Origin of the sequence: Streptomyces anandii JCM 4720 (assembly GCF_014650655.1) — a bacterium.
Classification (GTDB): domain Bacteria; phylum Actinomycetota; class Actinomycetes; order Streptomycetales; family Streptomycetaceae; genus Streptomyces; species Streptomyces anandii.
In genome coordinates, this window is the sequence record NZ_BMVJ01000003.1 from 281,901 (window position 1) to 293,788 (window position 11,888).

The 11,888-nt window shown below is 74.3% G+C and carries 13 protein-coding genes; 7 read left to right on the forward strand and 6 right to left on the reverse strand.

Annotation, left to right across the window (positions count from 1 at the left end; translation table 11 throughout):
• Positions 1 to 106: 106 nt before the first annotated feature.
• The gene (locus tag IE249_RS07195; RefSeq protein WP_189703920.1) at positions 107 to 1,234 is read right to left on the reverse strand and encodes a PLP-dependent cysteine synthase family protein; all 1,128 of its coding nucleotides are present in this window, start codon (positions 1,232 to 1,234) and stop codon (positions 107 to 109) included.
• A gap of 298 nt (positions 1,235 to 1,532) precedes the next feature.
• Here IE249_RS07195 and IE249_RS07200 point away from each other — a divergent pair, with 298 nt between their 5' ends.
• Positions 1,533 to 1,856: a hypothetical protein gene (locus tag IE249_RS07200; RefSeq protein WP_189703921.1), complete on the forward strand. Its 324-nt coding sequence runs from the start codon at positions 1,533 to 1,535 to the stop codon at positions 1,854 to 1,856.
• A 196-nt stretch (positions 1,857 to 2,052) separates the two neighbouring features.
• Positions 2,053 to 2,592 (forward strand): ATP-binding protein, encoded by a 540-nt coding sequence (locus IE249_RS07205; protein WP_189703922.1) that lies wholly within the window; start codon positions 2,053 to 2,055, stop codon positions 2,590 to 2,592.
• A 246-nt stretch (positions 2,593 to 2,838) separates the two neighbouring features.
• Here the strand turns inward: IE249_RS07205 and IE249_RS07210 are convergent, their stop codons facing one another.
• Positions 2,839 to 3,135 (reverse strand): SHOCT domain-containing protein, encoded by a 297-nt coding sequence (locus IE249_RS07210; RefSeq protein ID WP_189703923.1) that lies wholly within the window; start codon positions 3,133 to 3,135, stop codon positions 2,839 to 2,841.
• A 179-nt stretch (positions 3,136 to 3,314) separates the two neighbouring features.
• On the opposite strand from IE249_RS07210, the gene IE249_RS07215 reads away from it, so the two are divergent.
• Genes IE249_RS07215 through IE249_RS07225 form a run of 3 tightly spaced genes read left to right on the forward strand, consistent with a single transcriptional unit; the run spans position 3,315 to position 5,423 of the window.
• Positions 3,315 to 3,893 carry a TetR/AcrR family transcriptional regulator gene (locus IE249_RS07215; protein ID WP_189703924.1) on the forward strand — a complete coding sequence of 193 codons (579 nt, stop codon included), beginning with the start codon at positions 3,315 to 3,317 and terminating at the stop codon, positions 3,891 to 3,893.
• A 16-nt stretch (positions 3,894 to 3,909) separates the two neighbouring features.
• A complete protein-coding gene (locus tag IE249_RS07220) occupies positions 3,910 to 4,506 on the forward strand; it encodes a DUF4865 family protein (RefSeq protein WP_189703925.1) in 597 nt (198 codons plus the stop codon).
• Positions 4,503 to 5,423 carry a phosphotriesterase family protein gene (locus IE249_RS07225; RefSeq protein ID WP_373304354.1) on the forward strand — a complete coding sequence of 307 codons (921 nt, stop codon included), beginning with the start codon at positions 4,503 to 4,505 and terminating at the stop codon, positions 5,421 to 5,423. Before IE249_RS07220 ends, IE249_RS07225 begins: the two co-directional genes overlap by 4 nt.
• Before the next feature lie 458 nt (positions 5,424 to 5,881).
• On the opposite strand, the gene IE249_RS07230 is transcribed toward IE249_RS07225, so the two are convergent.
• A complete protein-coding gene (locus IE249_RS07230; RefSeq protein WP_189703927.1) occupies positions 5,882 to 7,120 on the reverse strand; it encodes an ROK family protein in 1,239 nt (412 codons plus the stop codon).
• Between the two features lie 36 nt (positions 7,121 to 7,156).
• Positions 7,157 to 7,807 carry an alpha-ketoglutarate-dependent dioxygenase AlkB family protein gene (locus IE249_RS07235; RefSeq protein WP_189703928.1) on the reverse strand — a complete coding sequence of 217 codons (651 nt, stop codon included), beginning with the start codon at positions 7,805 to 7,807 and terminating at the stop codon, positions 7,157 to 7,159.
• Between the two features lie 96 nt (positions 7,808 to 7,903).
• On the opposite strand from IE249_RS07235, the gene IE249_RS07240 reads away from it, so the two are divergent.
• Positions 7,904 to 9,049 carry a methyltransferase gene (locus tag IE249_RS07240; RefSeq protein WP_189704180.1) on the forward strand — a complete coding sequence of 382 codons (1,146 nt, stop codon included), beginning with the start codon at positions 7,904 to 7,906 and terminating at the stop codon, positions 9,047 to 9,049.
• Positions 9,050 to 9,073: 24 nt separating this feature from the next.
• On the opposite strand, the gene IE249_RS07245 is transcribed toward IE249_RS07240, so the two are convergent.
• Positions 9,074 to 9,937, reverse strand: coding sequence for a class II fructose-bisphosphate aldolase (locus IE249_RS07245; RefSeq protein ID WP_189703929.1), 864 nt, complete (start codon positions 9,935 to 9,937; stop codon positions 9,074 to 9,076).
• An 80-nt stretch (positions 9,938 to 10,017) separates the two neighbouring features.
• Positions 10,018 to 10,899 carry an SIS domain-containing protein gene (locus IE249_RS07250; protein WP_189703930.1) on the reverse strand — a complete coding sequence of 294 codons (882 nt, stop codon included), beginning with the start codon at positions 10,897 to 10,899 and terminating at the stop codon, positions 10,018 to 10,020.
• Positions 10,900 to 11,019: 120 nt separating this feature from the next.
• On the opposite strand from IE249_RS07250, the gene IE249_RS07255 reads away from it, so the two are divergent.
• Positions 11,020 to 11,799, forward strand: coding sequence for a DeoR/GlpR family DNA-binding transcription regulator (locus IE249_RS07255; RefSeq protein WP_189703931.1), 780 nt, complete (start codon positions 11,020 to 11,022; stop codon positions 11,797 to 11,799).
• The last annotated feature ends 89 nt before the right edge of the window (positions 11,800 to 11,888 follow it).

An 11,888-nucleotide genomic window follows, 5' to 3' on the forward strand; every position in this document is an offset into this window, starting at 1 on the left:
GGAGGGCGGCGCGTGGGACGCGCTGTGTCCGCGTGGTGGGCGGTGCCCGCGTGGTGGGCGGTGTCCGCGTGGTGGGCGGTTCGGTGAGGTGCGCGGTGCGGGCGGCTCAGGTCCGCGGCCATTCGGCGGTCGTGAGGAAGGCGTCGACGGTCCGTGCGTACGGGGCGATGTCGAGGCCCTGGGCGGCCAGCCACGCGTCCGAGTAGTACTTGTCGAGGTAGCGGTCCCCCGGGTCGCACAGCAGCGTCACCACGCTCCCCCGGTCCCCCGCCGCCACCATCTCGGCGACGATCCTCAGGGCGCTCCACAGGCCGGTGCCGGTGGAGCCGCCCGCCTTGCGGCCGATGGCGTGCTCCAGGGCGCGAACGGCGGCGACGGCGGCCGCGTCCGGCACCTTCATCATGCGGTCGATCGCGCCGGGCACGAAGCTCGGCTCCATGCGGGGCCGGCCGATGCCCTCGATGCGTGAGCCGCAGTCGCAGGTGACGTCCGGGTCGCCGGTCGTCCAGCCCTCGAAGAAGCAGGAGTTGTCCGGGTCGGCGACACAGATCCGGGTGTCGTACTGCATGTAGTGGACGTAGCGCGCGAGGGTCGCGGAGGTGCCGCCCGTGCCCGCCGTGGCGACGATCCAGGCCGGCTCCGGGAAACGCTCCAACTCCAGCTGGCGGAAGATGGATTCGGCGATGTTGTTGTTGCCGCGCCAGTCGGTGGCCCGCTCCGCGTAGGTGAACTGGTCCATGTAGTGGCCGCCGGTCTCGGCCGCGAGCGCGGCGGAGGCCTCGTACATCGTGCGCGGGTCGTCCACGAAGTGGCAGCGGCCGCCGTGGAATTCGATCAGCCGGCACTTCTCGGCACTGGTGGTACGCGGCATGACCGCGATGAAGGGAACGCCGATCAGTTTGGCGAAGTACGCCTCGGAGACGGCGGTGGAGCCGCTGGAGGCCTCGATCACCGGGCGCCCGGGGCGGATCCAGCCGTTGCACAGCCCGTAGAGGAACAGCGAGCGTGCCAGGCGGTGTTTGAGGCTGCCGGTGGGGTGGGTGGACTCGTCCTTCAGGTACAGGTCGACGCCCCACTCCTCGGGCAGCGGGAAGCGCAGCAGGTGGGTGTCGGCGGAGCGGTTGGCGTCGGCCTGGACCTTGCGCACGGCCTCTTTCAGCCAGCCGCGATAGTCGGCGTCACTACGGTCGACGTCGAGGGTTTCGCCGGTCCGGCGCTGCTCGGTGGTACTCACGGCGGGACTCCTTGGGCTGGGCGCCGACGGCGTGTCGCGCGGCCGGACGCAACCGATGATAGACCGCTTCCCCACGCTTCTCACCTGCATAAACGCCCCTTTGGGGGTCTCAAAGGCACGGCTTGGGCACGGCGCGCCAGAGGTCGGCGGGGGCGATCGCGCGCACGGGTGGGGGCGCATTCGGCCGAGTGCTCCGGGCGCCGGTCGGGAACGCGCCGCGTGCACTGGTGCTCCGTGCCGAAGGGGAGCAGACTGCACGGCGCGGGACGCGAGGACCCGTGCGAGGGGGCGGGGAAGGATGGCCAAGGCGGAGTTCACCGCGACGGGCGTGGGGATCGGCAGGCGGCTGCGGTCGCTCACCCGGGCCGGGCAGGTCCGGATCGCCGACGGCAGGCTGGAGTTGCTCAACAGCTGCGGAAGCGAGATCGACAGCGCGCCGCTGCGGGCGGTGCGCGCCTCCAGGCCGTGGTTCGCGCCGGAGGACCGGGCGCTCGCCGACCTCGACGGCACGCGGTACGTGCTCACCCTCGGCGGCCGGGACCCGGATCCCGGGGAGCCGGGGCCGCCCGCCGCGCGCCGGTTCATCGAGGCCGTGCGCAGGGCGTCGGGGCGGGGCGGCTGAGCGGCCGGGAAGGTGGCTCGAAGTTGCGGTGCCGAACCCCTTGCGTCACGCTGGTCTCACGTCACTCTGGGTTTACCGGCGATAACGCTGCGAACCAGCCCGCCGGCCACGACAGCAGGCGGCAGTGTCACGCAGGCGTCCTGCTGCATCCGAAACGTCGTGTTCTTCCGGACCTCAACGTCGGGGAGTCGCAGCCGTGATCAGTCACCCAAGCAGGCACTGCACGGTGGAGCTCCAAGCCCTGCCGTCGCGGATCGGCCAGGTCCGCAGAATCGTATCGGCGCATCTGCGCTACTGGCATCTGGACGCTCTGATAGACCGGGCCGCGCTCGGTGTGACGGAGCTGCTGACCAACGTTCACCAGCACGCCCGGCCCGACAAGCTGTGCACCGTCGAGCTGGAGCTGCTGCTCGACCGGCTCACCGTGTCCGTGCGCGACCACGATCCGCGTCTTCCGGTCATGGAGGAGATGGGCGAGATCGCGCCGCTGGCCACCGAGGGGCGCGGGCTGGCCATGGTGGCCGCGATGAGCGAGAGCTGGGGTGCTCGTCCGGACGGGGAGCACGGCAAGGTGGTGTGGTTCACCCTGCCGACCTCCGCCGCGCCGGTAGCGGTACCGGCGCGGGCGCCGCGCCTGGTGGCCGCGGACCAGCCCGCGCGCCGCTTCACCGAGGCCGGGCCCGCCCTCGAGGGCGCCCGCCCCGCCGCACCGGCCCGGTCCGCCGTTGTCGGCTGACCCCGGCGGCGGACGCCCGCGGCGGCACGGCGGGCGCCCGCGCGCCCCGACCGGGCCGGCCCGGCTCACCCTGTGACGGACCGGGCCGCGGGCCGCGCCACGCACCGGGCCGCGCCCCGCTCCGGGCCGCGCCCCGCTCCGCACACAGGCCCGCACCCACGCCGCGTACCGAGCCGCCGGACGGTTCGTTGATCGAGGGCGCCGGCGGCCGGAGCCGGTGGCGCTGTCGTGCCGGGTGTTGTGGTGTCAACGGGTGTGGTTCTTGCCCGTCGGGCCGGGGCCGAACTGGTCGTCCAGGACCGACAGGCGGCGCCAGTACTCGTCCTCGTCGATCTCGCCCGAGGCGAAGCGGCGGCCGAGGACGGACAGCGGCGAGTCGGCCGCGGGGCGGCCGCCCGCGGCGCGCCACGGGCCCCCCGCCGTGCGCCAGGCGGTGCGGCGCAGGACGGCGACGGCGCCGACGATCACGGCCGCCCAGATCAGCGGGAAGAGCAGGATCCACGGTCCGGGGCCGCCGCCGTGCCAGTTCGCAAGGGTCTCCATCCCGGTTCATCTCCTCGGGTTGTGCGGTGATGTCCTGCTTCGAGGGTCACGCCCGGACCAGGTGCGGGGCGTCGTACGGCCAGCGGTAGTCGGCCTACTTCGCGGGGAGTACGGGCGGCTCCCGACGGGTGCCGGGCCACTGCTCGACTTCTGTACCTACTAGTATGTACAGTGCCCGCATGAGCACCCCGGAGCGTCTGATCGATTCCACCCGCGAACTGCTGTGGGAGCGCGGTTACGTGGGCACCAGCCCCAAGGCGATCCTCGAGCGCGCGGGCGCCGGACAGGGCAGCATGTACCACCACTTCAAGGGGAAGCCGGACCTCGCCCTGGCCGCGATCCGGCGGACGGCCGAGGAGATGCGCGCCACCGCCGAGGCCGTGCTCGACGGCCCGGGCACGCCGTACGAGCGCATCGAGGCGTACCTGCTGCGCGAGCGTGACGTGCTGCGCGGCTGCCCGATCGGCCGGCTGGCCATGGACCCGGAGGTCGTCGCCAGCCCCGAACTGCGCGCGCCGGTCGACCAGACGCTCGACTGGCTGCGCGAGCGGCTCGCCCGGATCGTCGAAGAGGGCAGGGAACAGGGCCTGTTCGCGGCCTCGCTCGACGGCGAGGAGATCGCGGCGGCCGTCCTCGCCACCGTCCAGGGCGGCTACGTCCTCGCCCGCGCCTCCGGCTCGCCCGCCGCCTTCGACACCGCCGTACGGGGACTGCTGTCGCTCCTCGCCCCGCACGAGAACCACGACCGCCCGGCCTGACGGAAGGAACCCGACCATGCACGCCCTGCAGTACGAGCTGACCCTGCCCGCCGACTACGACATGGACATCATCCGCGACCGCGTGGCCAGGATCGGGCATCTGCTCGACGACTGGGACGGGCTCGGGATCAAGGCGTACCTGATGCGTGAGCGCGGGGTGCACGGCTCGCCGGTCAACCAGTACGCGCCGTTCTACTTGTGGAACACCGTCGAGGGCATGAACTCCTTCCTCTGGGGCGGCGCCTTCCAGGGTCTCGCCGACAGTTTCGGCCGCCCCGAGGCCCGGCAGTGGACGGGTCTCGCCTACCAGGAGGGCAACGCGGCGGACGCCTCCGCGATCGGGGGTGCCGTGCGCCGCCGCCGGCCCGTCCCGGAGGGGGTGGTGCTGTCCGAGGTCATGGAGGAGGCGGTGCACGAGACGCGGCGGCTGGCGGGCCAGGAGGGCGCCGTTCTCGCGGCGGCCGCCGTGGACACGCGCGCCTGGGAGCTGGTGCACTTCTCGCTCTGGGCGCGGCGGGAGGAGGACGTGCCGAGCGCCGAGGGCGAGGTGTTCCAGGTGCTGCACGTCTCCCAGCCGGGACGCAAGGCGCTGCCGAGGGGCCGCCAGTGGTGAACGGTGCCCATGCGGTCCGTACGGTCCTCGGGGACATCCGCCCGGACGAACTGGGCGTGACCGACGCCCACGACCACCTCTTCCTGCGCAGTCCGCGGTTGCCCGGCCAGGAACTGGTCGACGCCCCGGCGGCACGGGCCGAACTGGCCGCGTTCCGTGCGGCGGGCGGGGCGGGCGTGGTGCAGTGGACGCCGTACGGGATGGGCCGGCGGGCCGGCGAACTGGTGCGGATCTCGCGGGAGACCGGGGTGCACGTGGTGTGCGCGACGGGGCTGCACCAGGCCGCCCACTACGACGACGGGCGGCTCACCGCGCTGCGCGGCGGCCGTCTCGCCCGGCTCTTCGTGTCCGAACTGACCGAGGGCATCGGGGAGTCGCACGTGCGGGCCGGGTTCGTCAAGGTGGCCGGCGGCTTCCACGCGCTCGACGCGCACGCCCGCTGGACGGCGGCCGCCGCCGCCGAGGCGCACCACGCCACCGGGGCGCCCGTCGCCGTGCACCTGGAGATGGGCACGGGCGCCCTGGACGTACTGGACCTGCTGTGCGGGGAGTTGGCGGTGCCGCCGCACCGGGTGATCCTCGGCCACCTCAACCGCTTCCCCGACCCCGTGGTGCACCGCCAGGCGGCGGAGAGCGGCTGTTACCTGGCTTTCGACGGCCCCTCCCGGGCCCATCACGCGACCGACTGGCGGATGCCCGGCGCGGTCCGGGCGCTGGCCGAGGCCGGTTTCGCCGACCGGCTGCTGCTCGGCGGCGACACGGTGACCGCCGGTGCCCGCTCGGTCGACGGCGGCCCCGGAATGCCGTACCTGCTGCGCCGCGTGCGCCCGCGTCTGGAGGCGGACCTGGGCGCGGAGACGGTGAACCGCATCCTCACGGGCAACCCGGCCCACGCCTTCGCCACCACCTGGCACTGACCGCGTGACAGGACGAGCCGGTCGGGCCCGCCGACACCGGACACGCCGCGCGCGCCGGGCGAGCTCGTCAGATCACGGGCGCCGGAAGCGCCGCGCAGTCCGCAGACGCCAGGCGTCCCGGCCACCGGCCGCAAACGCCAACCAGGCCGGGGAGACCGCGGGCGCCGGACTGACCGGGCGCCCCGCGGGATCCGGGCGGACGGGGCGCGGCGGCAAGCGCTGGACGCGCCGGCAAACCGTTGGCGCCGGACGGGCCGACCGGGGGCCGTGGGCGCCGGGCAGGCCGGCAGGTCGCGGGCGCCGGGCAGGCCGGCCAGGCCGCAGGTACCGGATGCACCTGGCGAGCCGCAGGTGCCGGGCGGACCGGGCACGGCAGCGGCGCCGGACTGACCGCCGACGCCGGGCGGGCCGTCGGGTGACGGGCGAGCCCGTCACGGCCGCCGGCGCCGGGCTGGTTGTCAGGTGAGGGCTGTGAGGGGGTCGTCCAGGACTGGTTGCCAGGCCAGTTCGGCGGCGCCTACCAGGCTGTTGTGGTCGAGGGTGCAGGGGAGGATGGGGACGCCGCCGCTCTGGCCCCACAGGCTGCGGTCGGCGACGACGGCGCGCAGGCGCTGCGGGTCGGCGTCGAGCAGGGCGCGGTGGAGGCCGCCGAGGATGATGCGGTCGGGGTTGAGGATGTTCACCAGGCCGGCCAGGCCCAGGCCGAGGCGGTCGATGAGGGCCTCGGTGGCGCCGCGGACGGCCTCGTCGTCGTAGTGGTGGCGGATGAGGTCGTTGGCCTGCTGGAGCAAGGAGACCTCGGGGCCCGGGTCGCGGCCCGCGGCGGTGAGGAAGGCCAGCGGATCGGCCTCGACGTCCAGGCAGCCGCGGCTGCCGCAGTGGCAGGGGCGGCCCTCGGGGTTGACGGTGAGGTGGCCGACCTCCAGGGCGAGGCCCGAGCTGCCGGTGTGCAGCCTGCCGTCCAGGACCAGCGCGCCGCCCACGCCCCGGTGGCCGGTGGCCACGCACAGCAGGTCGCGGGCGCCCCGGCCGGCGCCGTGGCGGTGTTCGGCGAGCGCGGCGAGGTTGACGTCGTTCGCCGCGAACGCCGGTCCGTCGATCCCGGCCGCGCGCACGCACTCCGCGAAGATCCGCCGCACCGGCGCGCCCGCGGGCCAGGCCAGGTGGAGCGGGTTGAGGGCCAGGCCGTCCGGCTCGGCGACCGCGGACGGCACCGCGAGCCCCGCGCCCACGCACCGCCGCCCCGTCGTGCGCAGCAGTCCGGCGCCGGCCTCCACCACGGAGCCGAGCACCTTGGCCGGGTCGGCGTCGACGGTCTCGCAGCCCGGCGCGGTCGCCACGATCCGGCCGCCGAGGCCGACCAGGGCCGCGCGGAAACCGTCGGCGTGCACCTGCGCGGCGAGGGCCACCGGGCCGTCCTCGGCGACCGACAGCCGGTGCGAGGGGCGGCCCTGGGAACCGGCGGCGGCCCCCGGCCGGGCGTCCACCCTGATCAGACCGAGTGCCTCCAGTTCGGCGGCGACCGCGCCGGCCGTCGCCCGGGTCACCCCGAGTTCGGCGGTGAGCACGGCCCGGGTCGGTGCGCGACCGGTGTGCACGAGCTCCAACGCGGGCCCGAGCGCTCCGCGCCCCCGGTCCAGCCGCGTCCTCGAGGTGGTCCCTTCCCCCGCCGTCCGGGGGTCCGCCTTGCCGCTCATGAGGGCGAGTCTGTCATGATCCGCAGGCCCGGCGGCCTACAGGCCGCTGACGCGGAGGGTGATGTTCAGCCGCCCCCGCAGCCCCAACTCCGGTGGCGCGGTGCCCGGGTGCACGCGCGGCACACCGTGGTACGCGAGCCGCGACGGGCCGCCGAACACGAACAGGTCCCCGCCGCGCAGTTCGACGTCCGTCCAGGGCCGGTTGCGGTTCTCCGTGTTGCCGAAGCGGAACACGCAGGTGTCGCCCAGGCTCAGCGACACCACCGGAGCGCCGGACCGCTCATCGCTGTCGCGGTGCATGCCCATCCGGGCGTCCGCGTCGTAGAAGTTGATCAGCGCGATGTCGTAGGCCGCGCCGGCCGCCGCCTCCGGGCCGAGCGCGTCGGCCACGGCACGGCGGCCCAGCTCGCCCAGCCAGGCCGGGAACGGCTTGACGGGCGCCCCGTCGCCGTCGACGACGGTGCGTGCGTAGCCGTACGGATACCAGTGCAGGCCGAGACAGACCTGGCGGGCGGTCATCGTCCCGCCGCCGGGGGTGCGCACCGTGCGCAGGCCGGCCGGCGGGCGGGCCCACTCCCGGCAGGCCGCGAGCAGCTCGGCCTGCCGCGCCGCGTCCAGCCAGTGCGGCACGTGCACCGCGCCCGGCGCGACCGTGGTACGGCCGCGGGGAAACAGCTCGGCGTCCATGTCCCCATCCTGCCGGACCGGGCGCGAGCTGCGGCATCCTGCCGGACCGGGCATGAGCTGCGGCTCGGCTAACCTTGACGGACGATGAACGACCGTATGACCACGCCCTGGGGCGAGCTCGGGCTGACGCGCTTTCCCGAGCACCCGCGTGACCGGCTGCGGGCCTGGGACGCCTCCGACGAGTACCTCCTGCGGCACCTCGCCGAGCAGGGCACCGACCTGTCGGGGACCGTCGTGACCGTGGGGGACCGCTGGGGCGCCCAGGTCACGGCGCTCGCGAGGCACCCCTCGGTGCGCGTCCCGGTGCAGATCACCGACTCCTTCCTCGGCCAGGAGGCGACCCGCGCGAACCTCGCACGCAACGGGGTGGAGCCCGGGGCCGTGCGGCTGCTCACCACGCGGGACGCGCCGCCCGGCCGGATCGACGTGCTGCTGGTGCGGGTGCCCAAGAGCCTGGCGCTGCTCGAGGACCAGCTGCTGCGGCTCGCGCCCTCGGTGCACGAGAACACGGTCGTCGTCGGCGCCGGCATGGTGAAGGAGATCCACACCTCCACGCTGGCGCTGTTCGAGCGCGTCCTCGGGCCCACCCGGACCTCGCAGGCCGTGCGCAAGGCCCGGTTGATCTTCTGCGTGCCGGACGCGTCCCTGGAGCGGCCGGAGAACCCGTGGCCGTACACCTACACGCTGCCCGAGGGCATCGGTGCCGTGTCCGGGCGGACGGTCGTCAACCACGCCGGTGTCTTCTGCGCCGACCGGCTCGACATCGGCACCCGCTTCTTCCTCGGGCACCTTCCGGACGGCCGCGACGCCCGCCGGGTGGTGGACCTGGGCTGCGGCAACGGTGTGGTGGGCACCGCGATGGCTCTCACCAGTCCCGGGGCCGAGGTGCTGTTCACCGACGAGTCGTTCCAGGCCGTGGCCTCGGCGGAGGCGACGTACAAGGCGAACGACGTGCCCGGGCACGCGGAGTTCCGGGTCGGCGACGCGCTGGCCGGGGTGCCGGCCGGCAGTGTCGACCTGGTGCTCAACAACCCGCCCTTCCACTCCCACCAGGCGACGACGGACGCGACGGCGTGGCGGATGTTCACCGGGGCGCGGCGGGCGCTGCGCCCCGGCGGTGAGCTGTGGGTGGTCGGCAACCGGCACCTCGGCTACCACGTCAAACTGCGGCGGGTGTTCGGGAACAGTCAACTGGTCGCCGGTGACCCGAAGTTCGTGGTGCTGAAAGCCGTCAGGCGGTAGCAGAGGCCGGGTGGTGGGGAGGGCTCACGCGGTGCGGGGCGTGCCGATCACCTCGATGAGGCGTGCGGCCTCCCGCGCCATCGCCTCCCGGCCGACGCCGAGGTACTTGCGGGAGTCGACCGCCTCGGGATGGGTGGCGAGGAAGTCGCGGATCGCGCGGGTCATCGCCATGTTGAGGGCGGTGCCGACGTTGACCTTGGCGATGCCCCCGGCGACGGCCGCGGTGAGTTCGCCGTCGGGCACGCCGGAGGAACCGTGCAGCACGAGCGGGACGTCCAGCGCGCCGGCCAGCCGCTTGAGCAGGTCGTGGTCGAGGGCGGCGGTGCGCTCGGTCATGGCGTGGGTGTTGCCGATGGCGACCGCCAGGCCGTCCACCCCGGAGTCGGTGACGAACGCGTGCGCCTCGCCGGGGTCGGTGCGGGCGCCGGGGGCGTGCGCGTCGAGCGGCGGCCGGCCGTCCTTGCCACCGACCTCGCCCAGTTCGGCCTCGATCCACAGCCCCTGGGCGTGCGCCCACTCGGCGGCGGCCCGGGTCGCGGCGAGGTTCTCGGCGTAGGGCAGCCGGGAGGCGTCGTACATGACGGAGCTGAAGCCCGCCTCGACGGCCTGCCGAAGCAGGTCGTCGCTCTGCACGTGGTCGAGGTGCAACCCGACGGGCACGGCGGCCCGTTCGGCCGCGGCGGCGGCCGCGCGGGCGAGCGGCAGGAGGCGTCCGTAGCGGAACTTGACGGCGTTCTCGCTGACTTGGAGGACGACGGGCGTGCCCGCGGCCTCGGCGCCGGCCACGACGGCCTCGACGTGCTCCAGCGTGATGATGTTGAAGGCGACGACGGCGGAGCGCGCGGCGGCTGCACCGCCGACCAGCTCGCCGGTGGCTGCAAGCGGCACGGCCTGTCCTTTCGAGAGCTGCGGGAGCGAGGTGACGGTCCGCCGGAACACCGGGGAACTCGACAGGAGGTGACGGATGGTCAGGGAGCGAGGATCACCGAGCGGGTGAGGTGGCGCGGCCGGTCCGGGTCGAGGCCGCGGGCCGCCGCGACGGCGACGGCGAGCCGCTGGGCGCGGACGAGTTCGGCGAGCGGGTCGAGGCCGCCCTCGATCCACAGTCCGCCGGTGGCGCGCACCTGCCCGGCGAGTCCTTCCGGCGCGCCGCCGAGCATCCAGGTGGCCGTGCCACGGGTGGTGACGCTGATGGGTCCGTGCCGGTACTCCATCGCCGGATAGGCCTCGGTCCACGACAGCGAGGCCTCGCGCATCTTCAGCGCGGCCTCATTGGCGAGCCCCACGGTCCAGCCGCGTCCGAGGAAGGTGAACTGGGTGCAGTCGACCAGTTCTTGGGGCAGCGGCTGGGACAGCGCGGTGCGGGCGTCGGCGACGACGGCGTCGGTGTGCAGGCCGAGATGGGCGCGCAGGAGGGTGATCGCGGTGGTGGCGAACCGGGTCTGCACCACGGAGCGTTCGTCGGCGTAGTCGAGGACGACGAGGTCGTCGGCGGCGTCCATGACGGGGGTGCGCGGGTCCGCGGTGACGGCCGTGGTGCGGGTGCCCGTCCTCAACTTGCCGAGCAGTTCGAGCACTTCGGTGGTGGTGCCGGAGCGGGTGAGGGCGACGACCCGGTCGTACGAGCGGCCGTGGGGGAACTCCGAGGCGGCGAAGGCATCGGTCTCGCCCTGTCCCGCGCCCTCGCGCAGGGCGGCCGTCGCCTGCGCCATGAACCAGGAGGTACCGCAGCCGACGATCGCGACCCGCTCCCCCGGCGCCGGCAGCGCCGGGCGGAATCCGCGGGCCTCGGCCGCCGCGCGGGTCCAGCACTCGGGCTGACTGGTCAGTTCGTCCTCCACATACGTCATGGCGCACCCTCCTCTTTGATTGTTCTTGCAAGATAGCGCCGACTTTCGAGCACAATCAAGCACTATGGAGGGGTGTCGGGTGGGTTAGGGTCACGGAGGGCCGTGGATCGGAGGGTGCGGATGTCGCGGGACGCCCGCTGGAAGTCGCTGCTGGAACTGCTCGTCGAGCGCGGGCGCCTGGACGTCGAGGAGGCGGCGGCCGAGCTGGGCGTGTCCGCCGCGACGATCCGGCGGGACTTCGACCAGCTCGCCGAGCAGCAGATGCTGGTGCGCACCCGGGGTGGCGCGGTCGTGCACGGCGTCTCCTACGAACTGCCCCTGCGCTACAAGACCGCCCGGCGCGCTTCGGAGAAGCTGCGGATCGCCAAGGCGGTCGCGGATCTCGTCGCGCCCGGCGAGGCGGTGGGCCTGACCGGCGGCACGACCACGACCGAGGTGGCCCGCGCGCTCGCGGTGCGCGGCGATCTCGCCTCCGGCTCGCCCGCGCTGACGGTGGTGACCAACGCGCTCAACATCGCGGGAGAGCTCGCCGTACGGCCCCAGTTCAAGATCGTGGTGACCGGCGGGGTGGCGCGCCCGCAGTCGTACGAGCTCATCGGGCCGCTGGCGGACGGCGTGCTCGGTCAGATCACCATCGACGTGGCCGTGCTCGGGGTGGTCGCCTTCGACGTCGCCCACGGCGCTGCGGCGAACGACGAGGCGGAGGCCGCCGTCAACCGGCTGTTGTGCGAGCGCGCCGCGCGCGTGGTCGTGGCCGCCGACTCCAGCAAGCTGGGCCGGCGCGCCTTCGCCCGGATCTGCCCGGCCGCCTCGGTGGACACCCTGGTGACGGACACCGCGGCGGAGCCGGAGACGGTCCGGCGCTTCGAGGAGGCTGGCATCCGGGTCGTGACGGCGTGAGGGGCTCCGGCCCGGCAGCGTGGGAGAAGCGCGCGGGCGGGGGTGCGCGGGTCAGATGCGCGAGAAGCCCGCGGGCGGGGGGGGCGTGC